We start from the raw sequence: 14,363 nt of genomic DNA, 5'->3' as shown, positions 1-14,363 counted from the left end.
GCGGGAAGGGGCGGGGAGGGGAACGGCCCCGCGCAGCGGGCACGACCGCCGCGCGCCCGGTTCAAGACGGATCCGCTGGGTACCCGCCGCATGTCGCCGTCGGCTGCGGCGACAGAAGGAGGCCGGCGATGATCCGCAACGTCATCGGCTCGATACTCGCTCTCATCGGAGCGACGGCCGCCGTATGGAGCCCCTTCCATGACTGGTACGACGACCGTCACGGGCGCGACTACCGCATCCAGGACCTGTTCACCGGAATCACCTCGAACGAGGGCGAGCTCTTCACGTCCCTCCTGCTCCCCATGGCCTTCGCCGCCCTGCTGACCCTGATCGGTCTGCTGCTGCGTTCCCGCCTGTTGGTGGCGCTCGCCGGCGTCGTCGTCCTCGGGTTCACCGTCCTGTGGATGGTCCGGCAGGGTCAGACCGCCGGCAGTCTCACGGCGGGCGGGGACGGGCTCGGACCGGGCGTGGCGCTCGCCTTCGGCGGAGGCGTGCTGCTGCTGTTGGCCGCCGCGCTGATGAGCGGTCGCCGCGCGCTGCGCCGCAGGCGTGAGGAGCCGTACGACGAGGAGCCCCCGGGGCATGTCCCGGCAGCGGCGGAGGACTGGGGTCCGTACGGCCGGGACCCGAACAGCCCCGGCCCCTATCAGGGCCACGACCAGTACGACGCGGGCGAACACCCCGGGGACGAGGAGGCTCGGCCCCGGCACACGAGGTTCAGACGTCACTGACGGCCGGCGGTCTCCTTGGAGAACGCGAACAGCCCGGCCCGTTCGGCGGCGGCGTCGCGCAGCCGGTGCACGGGTCCGAAGAGCAGTTCGTCGGCCGCGGCCCGTTTGACGTACAGATGCGCCTCGTGTTCCCAGGTGAAGCCGGTGCCGCCGTGCAACTGCACGGTCTCGCCCGCGACCGTGCGCAGTGTCTCGAGGCACTGCGCGAGTGCCAGGGCGCCCGCCTCCGGGTCCCCTGCCGCGTAGTACGCCGCGGAGCGGGCCGCCTGGACGTGGACGTACAGATCGGCGAGCCGGTGCTCGACGGCCTGGAGGGAGCCGGTGGGGCGGCCGGACTTCTCCCGGGTCCTGACGTGCTCCACGGTTGTCGACAGCGCGCCCGCCGCCGCGCCCGCCGCTTCCGCCGCGAGGAGGGTGGCCGCACCGCAGCCGGTGGCGTGCAGGGCGCGGGGCACATCGGCGCCGTCCTCGCCGAGGAGCCGGGCGGGGCTGTCGCGGAGTTCGAGCCGGGCCTGCGGGCGGGTCTCGTCGAGTGCCGTCAGCCGGGTGCGGGTCAGGCCGGGTGCGTCGGCGTCGACCTGGAAGAGCAGGGGGCGGCTGCGCGGGAAGCCGCCCGTGTGGGCGGCGACGAGCAGCAGTCGGGCGCTGTGGCCGTCGAGGACCTGCGGGGCCTCGCCGTAGAGGGTCCAGCCGTCCCCCGTGCGCCGGGCCTGGATGCCGCCGGCCCGGCCGCCGCCCGCCCACACGCCGGCCGTGTTGTCGCCGGTCAGCGCGAGCGCCTCGGCGAGGTTGCCGGGGACGGCGAGCGCGCAGGTCAGGGAGGAGTCCGCGATCCGGGGCAGGAGCTCGGCGCACTGTGCGGGGGTGCCGAGTGCGCAGATCAGGGGGGCGGCGAGGCCGGCGGTGGCGAGCAGGGGCGACGGCAGCAGGACCCGGCCGCTCTCCTCGCAGGCGAGCGCGAGTTCGGTGAGGGTACGGTCCGCGCCGCCGTACCGGGCGGGGAGCGCGAGGCCGGGCAGGCCGAGCTGCCCCGCGAGGCGGGCCCACAGCTCGGTGTCGTACCCCTCGGGCGTGCGGGCGGCCGCGGCGGACCCGGCGGGGCTCGTGTGTTCCGTCAGCGCTTCGCGCAGCGTGCGGCGGATCTCGTGCTGCTCGGTGGTGAAGGCGGCATCCATCGGCGGCTCCTGCCCACGACATTCTGACGGGCGGTCATGTTAGGGCGTCGGGGGCGGGATGCACAGACGTCTTCCACCCCTTGGCGTGCACTATCTGATGTACCGTCAGATACATGCCCACCACATCGCGCAAGGTCGCCGTCGTCGGCATGTCCCTCTCGGACTGCGGCCGCGTCGACGGCCTCACCCCCTACGCGCTGCACGCCCAGGCGGCCCGCCGGGCGCTCGCCGACTCCGGTCTGGACCGCTCCGTCGTGGACGGCCTCGCCTCGGCCGGTCTCGGCACATTCGCGCCGGCCGAGGTCGCCGAGTACCTCGGCCTGCGACCCCTCTGGGTGGACTCCACGGCCGTCGGCGGAGCGAGCTGGGAGGTCATGGCGGCGCACGCGGCCGACGCCGTCGCCGCCGGTCACGCCAATGTGGTGCTGTTGGTCTACGGGTCCACCGCCCGCGCCGACATCAAGGCGGGACGGCGCACCTCCGACCTGTCCTTCGGCACCCGTGGCCCCCTCCAGTTCGAGGTGCCGTACGGGCACACCCTCGTCGCCAAGTACGCGATGGCCGCGCGCCGTCACATGCACCGATACGGCACGACCCTGGAGCAGCTCGCCCAGGTGGCCGTCCAGGCGCGGGCGAACGCCGCCGCCAACGAGGACGCCATGTTCCGTGATCCGATCACCGTCGACGACGTGCTGGACGGCCCGGTGATCGCCGACCCGTTCACCAAGCTGCACTGCTGCATCCGCAGCGACGGCGGCTGCGCGGTGCTGCTGGCCGCGGAGGAGTACGTACCGGACACGGCGAAGGACCCGGTCTGGATCCTCGGCACCGGTGAGCACGTGTCCCACACCACCATGTCGGAGTGGGACGACTTCACCGTCTCCCCCGCGGCGGTGAGCGGCCGGCTCGCCTTCGAGCGGGCCGGGGTGCGGCCCGACGAGATCGACATCGCGGAGATCTACGACGCCTTCACCTACATGACCTTGGTGACGCTGGAGGACCTCGGCTTCTGCGCCAAGGGCGAGGGCGGCGCCTTCGTCGAGCAGGGGCGGTTGCTGCGGGACGGGGAGCTGCCGGTCAACACCGACGGAGGCGGCCTCTCGGCCTGCCACCCGGGCATGCGGGGGCTGTTCCTCCTGGTGGAGGCCGTGCGGCAGCTGCGGGGCGAGGCCGGCGCCCACCAGGTCCGGGGGCCGGGCGGGCGGCTGCCGGCGCTCGCGGTGGCGTCGGGGACGGGCGGCTGGTTCTGCTCGTCGGGGACGGTGGTGCTGGGGCGGGGCTGATCCCACCCGGCGGAGGCCGGGGAGGTTGAATGCGTCCATGGACCATGAAGAGCGGGACCCGCAGGCGGCCTTCCGCGCCCTGCTGCACGCGCAGCGCGTCTGGGACGTCGAGCTGCCCGGGTTCGACCCGGCCGGCGCGCCCGGTGAGCCGCTGCCGCTGTTCCACCGGTGGTTCGGCGAGGCCGTGGCGGCCGGCCAGCCGGAGCCGCACACCATGACCCTGGCGACGGTGGACGCCCAGGGGCGTCCGGACGCCCGGATCGTGATGCTCCACGACGCCGACGAGCACGGCTGGCACTTCGCCTCGCACGCCACCAGCGCGAAGGGCCGGCAGCTGGCGGCCGCGCCGGAGGCGTCGCTCGTCTTCTACTGGGCCGCGCAGGGCCGCCAGGTCAGGGTCCGGGGCCGGGTCGTCCCCACCTCCGCCGAGGAGAGCGCGGCCGATCTGCACGCCCGCTCGACGGGCGCGCTGGCGGCGGCGCTGACCGGGCGGCAGAGCGAAGTGCTGGACTCCGTGGAGGAGTTGGCGCGCGTCTCGCAGGCCGCTTGGGAGAAGGCGCGGGCCGAGCCGGACGCCCCGGTGCCGACATGGACCCGGTACGTGCTCCAGCCGTGCGAGGCCGAGTTCTTCCAGGGCGACGAACAGCGCCGGCATGTGCGGCTGCGCTACCGGCGGGCCGCCGGCGGAACGTGGGAGCGGGAACTGCTCTGGCCCTGAGCAGGCCCGGCCGGCCGGAAGACCGGGACGCTGACGCCGTCCTCTCCCGTACGGAAGGCGACCGTCAGCTCCGTCCCGACGGCCAGCCGGTCCGGCTCGCACTCCACGACCTCGGTCATCATCCGCACCCCTTCGGCGAGTTCGACCAGCGCCGCCGCGTAGGGCACGCGGTCCGTGAAGGGCGGCAGGTCGTTGCGGTGGACGACGGACCAGGTGTAGAGCGTGGCGCGGCCGACGGCACGCTCCCAGCCGACGTCGTCGCTCCAGCAGTGCGGACAGAACTCGCGCGGATAGTGGTGTGCCCGGCCGCAGGCGGCGCAGCGGCGGATCAGCAGTTCGCCGGCGGCGGCCGCGTCCCAGTAGGGGCGGGTGAAGTCGTCGATGCCGGGCGTCGACGGGTCCTGGGTCATCAGAAGAGTCCGATCGCGTCGTCGAGCGACCACACCTGCCAGGACATGGCGAAGAGGGCGACCAGGGAGATCAGGGCCATCATGGCGTTCTGCCCCTGCTCCGCCCAGTCGTGGATCATGAGCACCAGGTAGAGCAGATTGAGCAGCAGCCCTCCGATCAGCGCCACCGGGGTCAGGAATCCGCTGATCAGGCCGAGGCCGAGGGCGAGTTCCGCGTGCACCACGAGGTACGCCATCGCCTTGGGCCGGGGCGCCACCACCTTGTCGAAGCCGGTGCGGACGGCCTGCCAGCGGTGCTCCGCCGCGACGCCGGCCGCCCACGTGATGCCCGTACCGCGCCGGAGCCAGCCCTTGCGGTCCTTGTGGCGCCAGCTCTCCAGCCACCACAGGCCGAGGCCGATGCGCAGAACGGCGGTCCATTCGGCACCGGTGAGCAATATCGTCCGCACGCTCCGGCCTCCCCTCCCGCTACTTTCTGACGGTACGTCAGTTCAGCGGAAGGAGGCGGCGGGCACAAGAGGGCGGGACCGTGACCGATTCGCAACCGAACTCCGTCTTGACTGAGACCCATCAAACCGGTGGGTCATTACGCTCACGCTCATGGCCGACGAAAAGGACTCCGACAGATACCCGGGCATCGACCGGACGAACGACCGCCCGGTGTATGTCGTCGGCGGCGGCCCGGGCGGTCTCGCCGCCGCGGCCGCACTGCGCGAGCGGGGTGTACGGGCGGTGGTGCTCGAGAGGTCCGAGTCGGTCGGCGCGTCCTGGCGGCGGCACTACGACCGGCTCCATCTGCACACCACCCGCAGACTCTCCGCGCTGCCCGGCCTGCCGATGCCCCGCTCGTTCGGCCGCTGGGTCTCGCGTGACGACGTCGTCCGCTATCTGGACAAGTACGCGGAGTTCCACGGGCTGGAGATCGTCACCGGTGTCGAGGTGTACCGCATCGAGCCGGCCGGGAACGACTGGTTGCTGCACGCCACCGGCGGCCGCCGGCTGACCGGGCGGGCGGTCGTGGTGGCCACGGGCTACAACCACACCCCGCATCTGCCCGACTGGCCGGGCCGCGACACGTACCAGGGCCGGCTGTCGCACGCCGGCGAGTACCGCAACCCCGCGCCCTTCGCGGGCAAGGACGTGCTCGTCGTCGGCGTGGGCAACACCGGCGCCGAGATCGCCGTCGACCTCGTGGAGGGCGGCGCCGCGCGCGTACGGCTGGCCGTGCGCACCGTCCCGCACATCGTGCGCCGCTCCACCGCGGGCTGGCCCGCCCAGCGCACCGGCATCCTGGTCCGCCGGCTCCCGGTGCGGCTGGTGGACCGGGCGGGCAGGGTCATGAGCAGGATCGCGGTACCCGACCTGGCCGCCCAGGGGCTGCCCCGCCCGGACACGGGCCTGTACTCGCGCGTCAAGCAAGGCGCCATCCCCGTGCAGGACGTGGGCCTGATCGACGCCGTACGCACGGGCAAGGTCGAGCCCGTCGCGGCCCTCGAGTCGTTCGACGACGGCAAAGCGGTGCTGGCCGACGGTACACGGATCTCCCCTGACGCCGTGATCGCCGCGACCGGCTACCGGCGTGGACTGGAGGACCTGGTGGGACACCTCGGCGTGCTCGACGAGCGCGGCCGCCCCGTCGTCCACGGTGGCCGCACCCCTGCGCAGGCGCCGGGTCTGTACTTCACCGGCTTCACCAATCCCATCAGCGGCATGCTCCGCGAGATGGCGATCGACGCCCGCAAGATCGCGAAGGCGCTGACGTAGCGACGCCGCCGGGGCCGGCGCCGGCCCGGCCCCGGGCACCGCTCCGGCCGGACGACGCCTCCGCCCCACGGCGGGCCCGGTTCCTCCGCCGGAGCGATCCGCCCCAAGGGCGGCGGCCGCCGCCACTCACCGTGAGGCGCCCACGACGCGATGCGACGCGCCCAGCGTGACGCGCCGGACGCGCACCGGCGCGTTCTCCGTTCGCACGACGGTTCCTGACTACCAGTCAGTTCGGTAACCTGACTGAGCGTCAGTTAACCGGCCGGACAGCTCGGCCATCGAGCAGGAGCGGAGACCAGCGATGCTCGGATCAACTCACGGCACCCTCACCTCCGACCTTCGCGCGCGCGTCGTCGCCTGCGGCGACCGCCCCGCAAACGCCGTCCACGAAGCCGCCGGACCCGCCGCGTCCACAGGTGACCTCGATGTGAGCGGCCGGCCTCTGTACGCGCCGGTGCCCGACCTGGACCGGTTCTTCCGCCCCTCCTCCGTCGCGGTCGTCGGGGCCTCGGACACCGAGGGCAGGCCCAACACCGGCATCACCCGCCAACTCGTCGACTGGGCCGCACGCGTCGGCGCACTCCTGCACCCCGTGCACCCCACCCGGACCTCCGTCTTCGGCCTCGACTGCGTACCCTCCGTCGCCGACCTGCCGGGCCCCGTCGACCTCGCCGTACTGCTGGTCCGCGACCCGCTCCCGCTGATCCCGCAACTCGGCGAGGCCAAGGTGCCGTTCGCGGTCGCGTTCGCCTCCGGGTACGCGGAGACCGGCGAGCAGGGCGCCGCCGCCCAGGCACGGCTCGCGGCGGCCGTGGCGCGCTCCGGCGTACGGCTGCTCGGCCCCAACACCAATCTCAACGCCTTCGAGACGTTCCGCGACGACCTCGAAGGGCCGGCGATCGCGCTCATCACCCAGTCCGGCCACCAGGGCCGGCCCGTGTTCACCATGCAGGAGCTCGGCGTACGGCTCTCCCACTGGGCGCCCACCGGCAACGAGGCCGACCTCGAGACCGCCGACTTCATTTCGTACTTCGCCGAGCGCCCGGAGGTCGGCTCCATCGCCTGCTACGTGGAGGGACTGAAGGACGGGCGCTCCTTCCTGCTCGCCGCCGACCGGGCGGCCCGGCGCGGGGTGCCGGTCGTCGCCGTCAAGGTCGGCCGCACCGACACCGGCGCGCGGACGGCCGCCTCGCACACCGGCAAACTCACCGGCAGCGACCAGGTGGTGGACGCGGCGATGCGGCAGTTCGGCGTCATCCGCGTCGACGGGCTCGACGAACTCCAGGACACCGCGGCGCTGCTGGCGCGTGCGCGGCGCCCGGCCGGCGACGGCGTCGCCGTCTACTCGATCTCCGGCGGCACCGGCGCGCACTTCGCGGACCTGGCGACCGCCGCGGGACTGCGGATCCCACGGCTGAGCGACGCCCGGCAGGCCGAACTGCACCAGTGGATACCGCCCTACCTGAACGTCTCCAACCCCATCGACAACGGCGGACACCCGGTGGGCGACCACCGCGGCCGCAAGATCATCGACGCGATCCTGGCCGACCCGGACGTGGACGTGCTGATCTGCCCGATCACCGGCCCCTTCCCGCCGATGAGCGACAGGCTCGCCCAGGACCTGGTGGACGCGGCGGAGACCACCGACAAGCTGGTGTGCGTGGTGTGGGGGTCACCGGCCGGCACGGAGGAGGCGTACCGGACCACGCTCCTCGGCTCCTCCCGCGTCGCGACCTTCCGCACCTTCTCCAACTGCATCACGGCCGTGCGCGCCCATCTGTCCCACCACCGGTTCACGGCCCGCTACCGCTCCCCGTTCGACGAGGCGCCGCGCACCCCCTCCCCCTCGTACCGCAAGGCGCAAGCGCTGATGCGACCCGGCGAGCAGCTGAGCGAGCACGCGGCGAAGCAGCTGCTGCGGGCCTACGGGATCCGCGTGCCCCGCGAACAGCTGGTGACCAGCGCGGCGGCATCGGTACGGGCGGCGGCCCTGGTGGGCTACCCGGTCGTGATGAAGGCGTCGGCGCCGCAGCTCGCGCACAAGACCGAGCTGGGACTCGTCAAGATCGGCCTCACCTCGGCGAGCCAGGTGCGTGACAGCTACCGCGAGCTCACCGACATCGCCCGTTATGAGGGCGTGGACCTCGACGGCGTGCTGGTGTGCCAGATGGTGGAGCGGGGCGTCGAGACGGTCGTCGGGGTCGCGCCGGACGAGCTGTTCGGCCCCACCGTGACCGTCGGCCTCGGCGGGGTGCTGGTGGAGGTACTGCACGACACTGCCGTGCGCGTCCCGCCCTTCGGCGAGGACCAGGCACGGTCCATGCTCGGCGAACTGCGCGGCCGGGCACTGTTCGAAGGCGTACGGGGCGGCCCGCCGGTGGATGTGGACGCGCTCGTCGAGGTGGTCCTGCGGGTGCAGCGGATGGCGCTCGAACTGGGCGACCAGCTCGCCGAACTGGAGGTCAACCCGCTGATGGTGCTGCCGCGCGGGCAGGGCGCGGTGGCGCTGGACGCGCTGGCGGTGTGCCGGTGAGCCCTGACGTGCGGCACGCCGTGTCGGACGGCGTCTCCTGGATCACCCTCGACCGCCCGGAGGCGATGAACGCCCTCACCTGGGAGCAGCGGGAGCGGATCATCGACCTGCTCGCCGCCGCATCCTCGGACCCGGCGGTGCGCGCCGTCGTCGTCACGGCGACGGGCCGGGGCTTCTGCGCGGGCGCCGACCTGCGTGGGGCGCCACCGCGCGAACACGTCCCGGGGGACATCGCCCGGACCGTCCGGCTCGGCGCGCAGCGGCTGATCGGGGCGGTGCTGGACTGCGAGAAGCCGGTGATCGCGGCGGTCAACGGCACGGCGGCCGGTATCGGCGCGCATCTGGCCTTCGCCTGCGACCTGGTCCTGGCGGCGGAGGAGGCCCGCTTCATCGAGGTGTTCGTACGGCGGGGGCTGGTGCCGGACGGCGGCGGGGCGTATCTGCTGCCCCGTCTGATCGGCCCGCAGCGCGCGAAGGAGCTGATGTTCTTCGGCGACGCCCTCCCCGCGCCGGAGGCGCTGCGCATGGGCCTCGTCAACCGGGTCGTCCCCGCGGCGGACCTGGACAGGACGGCCCGCGAATGGGCCGCCCGCCTGGCCGCCGGCCCGACCCGGGCGCTCGCCCTGACCAAGCACCTGGTGAACACCTCCCTGGACGCGGACCGCGCCACGTCCTTCGCCGCGGAGGCCGTGTCCCAGGAACTCAACATGACCACCCACGACGCCCAGGAGGGTGTGGCGAGCTTCGTGGAGCGCAGGGCGGCGCGTTTCGAAGGGCGGTAGATGCCGAAGCCGGACCACCACGCGGGCGGCACCATGCCGACGCTTCCGCTGCTCGAACGGCTCGCGGCAGCGCTCGGGGCACGGCTCAGCGTCGCGTTCGAGCCCCTCGATCGTGCGGGCTGACCCCAGCGGCGCAGTACCCGAGGCCCGTACCCGTGCCGGTCACCCCTTGCGCAGGATGTAGAGGTCACCCGAGTCAGGGTCGCCGATCACGACAAAGAGTTCGAGACGGTCCCGGGTACCGCTGAACGTCCATCGGTCGCGCGCGTCCCGGCAGCCCTGGACCGTGAAATCGACGGCGGCCCGGTCATCGGGGCCATGCCCGCGCCACGACCAGGTGCCGTCGCCGTCACAGAACTCCGTTTCCCCCAAGGTGGATCCGATGTGCGGCAGGCTGCGGAAGGACGCACGGCCGTCCGCGGCAAGACGGACCTCCGTACCGCCCTCGATGCGCCACGTGCCCACAGCGTCGGTACGGCTGATCTCGGGGGGCTCGTACTCCTTGAGGTGGCCGGTCCGGAGCCCGAGCGCGATCAGGCCCATGGCCAGAGCCACGCAGACGGCGGTGCCCAGGGTGAGTTCACCGATCAGCCGCCGGCGGGGCCTCGGTCCGCCGAGGGCCGCGCGGTGTATCGCATGGTGCCCGAAGAGGATGGGGATCACGCTCGAGCCCAGCGTCCACAGCAGAGCGACGGGATACGACGCGCCGTTCGCCCACGCGAGCAGTGCGTACAGCAAGGAGAGCGGTGCCGCCGCGGCCAGGCTCCAGCACCAGGCGGGTGGGCGCCGTCGGGCGGCGAGGCGGCCGAGCAGGATCGCGGGGAGGGACATCGCCAGTGCGTGGCCGAAGCCGACGACGGCGAGGGACAGCGGGGCGAGCAGAGCGACGAAGAGCAGCCCGACGGCCGGTCCCGGCGCGTAGTACGTATCCTCCTGCGCGGGCAGCCACCAATGCCCCACCATGAGCACGACGACCTGCGCACCGAACGCGGACGCGGAGGCGAACAGCCCGATTCCCATCCGGCTGCCGCGCGGTTCGTCCCTCACTCCCACCTCCGAATTGAACACGTTCAACCAACCGGACAGTACCCCGGCACCGGGAGCCCACGTCACGGGGGTTCCTTTCTGACATTCCGTCAGTTTCAATGGTGGTGTGATGGGACACGCCGCCATGGCCGCCACCGCCGTCCGGTATCTGAGGTCCGTCGGGGCGCCGACCGGGGCCGGACCGGGGGCCGGCGTACCGGCGCCCGTGCTGCGGGCCGTCGGGGAGGACGAGCGGGCGCCGTTCGGCGTCGGGGAGTTCCGGCGGGTGCTGGGGCACTTCGCCAGCGGGGTGACCGTCGTGACGGCGGCCGGCGAGGACGGGCCCGCCGGGTTCGCCTGCCAGTCGTTCGCGTCGCTGTCGCTCGATCCGCCCCTCGTCGTCTTCATGGTGGGGCGCACGTCCACGACCTGGCCGCGGATCGCCCGCGCCGGAGGCTTCTGCGTCAACATCCTCGGTGAGGACCAGGGCGAGCTGTGCCGGGGCTTCGCCGTCAGCGGGGCGGACAAGTTCGCCGGGGTCGCGTACCGGCCGGCGCCCGTCACCGGCGCGCCGCTGCTGGACGGTGTGCCCGCCTGGATCGACTGCACCGTCCAGGCCGTGCACACCGGCGGCGACCACCTCCTCGTCGTCGGCCGGGTGGTGGCGCTGGACGCCGAGGAGGACGGCGCGCCCCTGCTGTTCCACCGCGGGCGGTTCGGGCGGTTCGACGTCCGATAGCCGCCGGCACACGCCGGTCCCGCCGCGGATGCTGGTCGCATGACCACGACGACCTACGAAAATCTCGCGATCGCGCCCGCCGTGTTGAAGCAGTTGCGGGAACGCGACGACGCGGGACTCGTCCCGCGACCCGCCGTCGATCCGCAGGGCGGCGCCCCGCTCCGCTGCTGCCTGCGGCACAGCGAGGCGGGTGAACGCATCGCTCTCGTCTCGTACGCCCCGCTGCGCCGCTGGGCGGCAGGGACCGGCGCCGATCCGGGGCCGTACGACGAGTGCGGGCCGGTCTTCGTCCACGCGGAGGAGTGCGCGGGGCAGACGTCCGGGCCCGGTTACCCGGTCGGGCTGCACGGCCCGCGCAGGGTCCTGCGCGCGTACGACAACGGCGGGCGCATCCTCGGCGGGACGCTGGTCGAGCTCCCCCGGGAGCGGGCCGCCGAGGTGGAGGGCGTCCTGCGGGACGTCTTCGCGGATCCGGCGGTGGCGCTGGTGCACGTGCGGGCCGTGGAGTTCGGCTGCTTCATGGTCGAGATCCGCCGCTGCTAGACCGTGGCGACCGGGACCTTCGGGAGCGGCTTGCGACGGATGACGAGGGCCATCAGGGCCGCTGCCGCGCACAGGGCGCCGGAGGCGTACCAGACCACGTCGTACGAGCCGAAGACGTCGCGGGCGACGCCGCCCGCGAAGGCGACGACGGCCGCGCCGACCTGATGGGAGGCCAGCACCCAGCCGAAGACGATCGCGCTGTCGTCGCCGTAGTGCTCGCGGCACAGGGCGATCGTCGGCGGGACGGTGGCGACCCAGTCGAGTCCGTAGAAGACGATGAAGAAGATCATCGGCGGCTCGACGGACGGCCCGAGCAGGATCGGCAGGAACAGGAGCGAGACGCCGCGCAGCGCGTAGTACACGGCGAGGAGGCGGCGCGCGTCGAAGCGGTCGGTGAACCAGCCGGACGCGATCGTGCCCACGACGTCGAAGACACCGATCACGGCGAGCAGCGACGCGGCCGCCGTGATCGGCATTCCGTGGTCGTGCGCCGCCGGCACGAAGTGCGTCTTGACCAGGCCGTTCGTCGAGGCCCCGCAGATCGCGAAGGTGCCGGCCAGCAGCCAGAACGGACCGGTGCGGGCGGCCCGGAGGAGGACGGAGAGCGCCCTGCGCGCCGCGCCGGGCACCGGCTCCGGCTTGGGCGTGAAGCCCTCGGCGCCGTACGCGGCGAGGCCCACGTCGGCCGGGTGGTCGCGCAGCAGCAGCCAGACGAAGGGGACGACGGCCAGCGCGGAGAGCGCGACGGTGATCGAGGCGGGCTCCCACTCGTGGTTCTCCACCAGCCACGCCAACAGCGGCAGGAAGACGAGCTGCCCGGACGCGCCCGCTGCGGTGAGGATGCCGGTGACCAGGCCGCGGCGCTGCACGAACCACCGGTTGGTGACCGTCGCGGCGAACGCGAGCGCCATGGAGCCGGAGCCGAGGCCGACGAGGACACCCCAGTACAGGACCAGTTGCCAGGCCGCGGTCATCGTCACCGTCAGCGCCGACCCGATCGCGATCACGGTCAACGCGACGGCGACGACCCGGCGGATGCCGAAACGGTCCATCAGGGCCGCGGCGAACGGCGCGGTCAGCCCGTACAGGGCCAGGTTGACCGAGACGGCGAAGCCGATGGTGCCCCGCGACCATCCGAAGTCTTCGTGCAACGGCTCGATCAGCAGACCCGGCAGGGACGCGAAGGCCGCGGCGCCGATGATCGTCACGAAGGTGACGGCTGCGACGAACCAGGCGCGGTGGATACGGGGCGGACGGCGAAGCGGCTGCTCGGAGCCGGCGCTGGTCGCGGTTGTCTGGGTCACGTCACCCAGCTTCCGGTCCGGGATCCGCCCGCAGCGAGTGGCCCGAAGGACAGCATTCGATAGGATCGGGCCATGACTGCTGCGAGAAGGCACCGGGTCGTGGTCCTGGCGCTGCACGGGCTGCTCCCCTTCGAGCTCGGCATCCCGCACCGGATCTTCGGCCGCGCCAAGGACGCCGCCGGCAACGCGCTGTACGAGATCGTCACGTGCGGCATCAGGCCGGGACCGGTCATGACGGACGCCGACTTCGCGGTGAACGTCGAGCACGGGCCGAAGGTCCTGGCCACCGCGGACACGGTCGTCGTCCCCGCGTCGTACGAGCTGGGGCCCGTCTACGACGAGGGCCGGCTCCCCGACGACCTGGCCGCCGCCCTCGCGCACATCCGGCCGGGCACCCGCATGGTGTCCATCTGCACCGGCGGGTACGTACTCGCCGCCGCCGGCTATCTCGACGGCCGCCCCGCCACCACGCACTGGTCGGCGGCCGAGCACTTCCAGCGGATGTTCCCGTCCGTCAAGGTCGACGCGGACGTCCTGTTCATCGACGACGGTGACGTGCTCACATCGGCGGGGGTCGCGGCCGGACTCGACCTCTGCCTGCACATCGTGCGCCGCGACCACGGCGCCGCCGTCGCCAACGAGGTGGCGCGCCGGACCGTCGTACCGCCGCACCGCGACGGCGGCCAGGCCCAGTACATCCACCGGCCCGTGCCGGAACCGCAGTTGGCGACCACCACGGCCGCGCGCGCCTGGGCACTCGGCCGGTTGCACGAGCCGCTGCAGCTACGGGACCTGGCCGACCAGGAGTCGATGTCCGTGCGGACCTTCACCCGCCGCTTCCGCGAGGAGGTCGGCATCAGCCCGGGGCAGTGGCTCACCCAGCAGCGGGTGGAACGGGCCCGGCATCTGCTGGAGTCCACGGACCTGTCGGTGGACCAGGTGGCGCGGGACGCGGGCTTCGGCACGGCCCAGTCGATGCGCCAGCACCTCCAGGCGGCACTCGGCGTCCCACCGACGGTCTACCGACGCACGTTCCGCGCGAGCGCGGGCAGCGCCTGACACAGAGGCCGGGCGGACGGACGGGCACGCGGGGGCAGGGGCCGGGGGGCCAGACGGACGCAGGGGAGCGCACCGGGCGGACAGTCGGACGCACGGGAGCGCACCGGGCGGGCGGAAGGGCGCACGGACCGGACGGTCAGAGACAGGGCGGTCGCGGAGCCGGCGGGATTCGAACCCGCGGACAGGGAGGGGCAGGCCCGCCCCTGCCCCCGTCAGTCGGCGAGGGAAGGGCCTCCCCCACGCCGATCGCAATGGGCCGCTCTGCCACGGCTCCGGGACCTGCGGGGCCGCGCGAC

The 14,363-nt window shown here is 73.2% G+C and carries 15 protein-coding genes and 1 tRNA gene; 10 read left to right on the top strand and 6 right to left on the bottom strand.

What is annotated here, in order from left to right; translation table 11 throughout:
- The first annotated feature begins 128 nt into the window (after positions 1 to 128).
- Complete coding sequence (locus ACIPJI_RS16505; RefSeq protein WP_402246897.1) at positions 129 to 731, top strand: hypothetical protein; 603 nt, start codon at positions 129 to 131, stop codon at positions 729 to 731.
- On the opposite strand, the gene ACIPJI_RS16500 is transcribed toward ACIPJI_RS16505, so the two are convergent.
- Positions 725 to 1,906 (bottom strand): acyl-CoA dehydrogenase family protein, encoded by a 1,182-nt coding sequence (locus ACIPJI_RS16500; protein WP_402246895.1) that lies wholly within the window; start codon positions 1,904 to 1,906, stop codon positions 725 to 727. The two genes, ACIPJI_RS16505 and ACIPJI_RS16500, sit on opposite strands and share 7 nt — an antisense overlap.
- A gap of 113 nt (positions 1,907 to 2,019) precedes the next feature.
- Here ACIPJI_RS16500 and ACIPJI_RS16495 point away from each other — a divergent pair, with 113 nt between their 5' ends.
- Positions 2,020 to 3,189: a thiolase C-terminal domain-containing protein gene (locus ACIPJI_RS16495; RefSeq protein WP_356618634.1), complete on the top strand. Its 1,170-nt coding sequence runs from the start codon at positions 2,020 to 2,022 to the stop codon at positions 3,187 to 3,189.
- 37 nt (positions 3,190 to 3,226) lie between these two features.
- Positions 3,227 to 3,907 carry a pyridoxal 5'-phosphate synthase gene (locus tag ACIPJI_RS16490; protein WP_356618636.1) on the top strand — a complete coding sequence of 227 codons (681 nt, stop codon included), beginning with the start codon at positions 3,227 to 3,229 and terminating at the stop codon, positions 3,905 to 3,907.
- Here ACIPJI_RS16490 and ACIPJI_RS16485 read toward each other — a convergent pair.
- Positions 3,856 to 4,317, bottom strand: a complete 462-nt coding sequence (locus tag ACIPJI_RS16485) for a Zn-ribbon domain-containing OB-fold protein (RefSeq protein ID WP_402246893.1) — start codon at positions 4,315 to 4,317, stop codon at positions 3,856 to 3,858. The two genes, ACIPJI_RS16490 and ACIPJI_RS16485, sit on opposite strands and share 52 nt — an antisense overlap.
- A complete protein-coding gene (locus ACIPJI_RS16480; protein WP_307706970.1) occupies positions 4,317 to 4,766 on the bottom strand; it encodes a DoxX family membrane protein in 450 nt (149 codons plus the stop codon). Before ACIPJI_RS16480 ends, ACIPJI_RS16485 begins: the two co-directional genes overlap by 1 nt.
- 151 nt (positions 4,767 to 4,917) lie before the next feature.
- Between ACIPJI_RS16480 and ACIPJI_RS16475 the strand changes: the two genes are divergently transcribed.
- From ACIPJI_RS16475 to ACIPJI_RS16460, 4 genes are all read left to right on the top strand, one after another.
- Positions 4,918 to 6,081, top strand: a complete 1,164-nt coding sequence (locus tag ACIPJI_RS16475; RefSeq protein WP_402246891.1) for a flavin-containing monooxygenase — start codon at positions 4,918 to 4,920, stop codon at positions 6,079 to 6,081.
- 301 nt (positions 6,082 to 6,382) lie between these two features.
- Positions 6,383 to 8,614: an acetate--CoA ligase family protein gene (locus tag ACIPJI_RS16470; RefSeq protein ID WP_402246889.1), complete on the top strand. Its 2,232-nt coding sequence runs from the start codon at positions 6,383 to 6,385 to the stop codon at positions 8,612 to 8,614.
- Positions 8,605 to 9,396, top strand: a complete 792-nt coding sequence (locus tag ACIPJI_RS16465) for an enoyl-CoA hydratase/isomerase family protein (protein ID WP_402246887.1) — start codon at positions 8,605 to 8,607, stop codon at positions 9,394 to 9,396. The genes ACIPJI_RS16470 and ACIPJI_RS16465 overlap by 10 nt, the downstream gene beginning before the upstream one ends.
- Positions 9,397 to 9,519, top strand: coding sequence for a hypothetical protein (locus ACIPJI_RS16460; protein ID WP_402246885.1), 123 nt, complete (start codon positions 9,397 to 9,399; stop codon positions 9,517 to 9,519).
- Between the two features lie 39 nt (positions 9,520 to 9,558).
- Here ACIPJI_RS16460 and ACIPJI_RS16455 read toward each other — a convergent pair whose 3' ends face one another.
- Positions 9,559 to 10,470 (bottom strand): hypothetical protein, encoded by a 912-nt coding sequence (locus ACIPJI_RS16455; RefSeq protein ID WP_402246883.1) that lies wholly within the window; start codon positions 10,468 to 10,470, stop codon positions 9,559 to 9,561.
- A 97-nt stretch (positions 10,471 to 10,567) separates the two neighbouring features.
- Between ACIPJI_RS16455 and ACIPJI_RS16450 the strand changes: the two genes are divergently transcribed.
- Entirely contained in the window at positions 10,568 to 11,161 is a 594-nt protein-coding gene (locus tag ACIPJI_RS16450) for a flavin reductase family protein (protein WP_307710396.1), read from the top strand.
- A 39-nt stretch (positions 11,162 to 11,200) separates the two neighbouring features.
- The gene (locus ACIPJI_RS16445; protein ID WP_402246881.1) at positions 11,201 to 11,704 is read left to right on the top strand and encodes a DUF1203 domain-containing protein; all 504 of its coding nucleotides are present in this window, start codon (positions 11,201 to 11,203) and stop codon (positions 11,702 to 11,704) included.
- Here ACIPJI_RS16445 and ACIPJI_RS16440 read toward each other — a convergent pair.
- Positions 11,701 to 13,008, bottom strand: coding sequence for an MFS transporter (locus tag ACIPJI_RS16440; protein ID WP_356618649.1), 1,308 nt, complete (start codon positions 13,006 to 13,008; stop codon positions 11,701 to 11,703). The two genes, ACIPJI_RS16445 and ACIPJI_RS16440, sit on opposite strands and share 4 nt — an antisense overlap.
- Before the next feature lie 72 nt (positions 13,009 to 13,080).
- On the opposite strand from ACIPJI_RS16440, the gene ACIPJI_RS16435 reads away from it, so the two are divergent.
- Positions 13,081 to 14,067 carry a helix-turn-helix domain-containing protein gene (locus ACIPJI_RS16435; protein ID WP_356618651.1) on the top strand — a complete coding sequence of 329 codons (987 nt, stop codon included), beginning with the start codon at positions 13,081 to 13,083 and terminating at the stop codon, positions 14,065 to 14,067.
- A 154-nt stretch (positions 14,068 to 14,221) separates the two neighbouring features.
- Here the strand turns inward: ACIPJI_RS16435 and ACIPJI_RS16430 are convergent.
- Positions 14,222 to 14,341: transfer RNA gene (locus ACIPJI_RS16430), tRNA-OTHER, on the bottom strand.
- Between the last annotated feature and the right edge of the window lie 22 nt (positions 14,342 to 14,363).

The organism is Streptomyces sp. NPDC086835, assembly GCF_044745705.1.
Lineage (GTDB): Bacteria > Actinomycetota > Actinomycetes > Streptomycetales > Streptomycetaceae > Streptomyces.
This window is presented reverse-complemented; position numbering and strand designations above follow the sequence as displayed.

Bases quoted from the DNA above. Each gene is read 5' to 3' on its own strand.
- ACIPJI_RS16495 (WP_356618634.1), top strand. From the start codon at position 2,020: ATGCCCACCACATCGCGCAAGGTCGCCGTCGTCGGCATGTCCCTCTCG.
- ACIPJI_RS16470 (WP_402246889.1), top strand. From the start codon at position 6,383: ATGCTCGGATCAACTCACGGCACCCTCACCTCCGACCTTCGCGCGCGC.
- ACIPJI_RS16485 (WP_402246893.1), bottom strand. From the start codon at position 4,317: ATGACCCAGGACCCGTCGACGCCCGGCATCGACGACTTCACCCGCCCC.
- ACIPJI_RS16475 (WP_402246891.1), top strand. From the start codon at position 4,918: ATGGCCGACGAAAAGGACTCCGACAGATACCCGGGCATCGACCGGACG.
- ACIPJI_RS16500 (WP_402246895.1), bottom strand. From the start codon at position 1,906: ATGGATGCCGCCTTCACCACCGAGCAGCACGAGATCCGCCGCACGCTG.
- ACIPJI_RS16505 (WP_402246897.1), top strand. From the start codon at position 129: ATGATCCGCAACGTCATCGGCTCGATACTCGCTCTCATCGGAGCGACG.
- ACIPJI_RS16450 (WP_307710396.1), top strand. From the start codon at position 10,568: ATGGCCGCCACCGCCGTCCGGTATCTGAGGTCCGTCGGGGCGCCGACC.
- ACIPJI_RS16445 (WP_402246881.1), top strand. From the start codon at position 11,201: ATGACCACGACGACCTACGAAAATCTCGCGATCGCGCCCGCCGTGTTG.
- ACIPJI_RS16435 (WP_356618651.1), top strand. From the start codon at position 13,081: ATGACTGCTGCGAGAAGGCACCGGGTCGTGGTCCTGGCGCTGCACGGG.
- ACIPJI_RS16490 (WP_356618636.1), top strand. From the start codon at position 3,227: ATGGACCATGAAGAGCGGGACCCGCAGGCGGCCTTCCGCGCCCTGCTG.
- ACIPJI_RS16460 (WP_402246885.1), top strand. From the start codon at position 9,397: ATGCCGAAGCCGGACCACCACGCGGGCGGCACCATGCCGACGCTTCCG.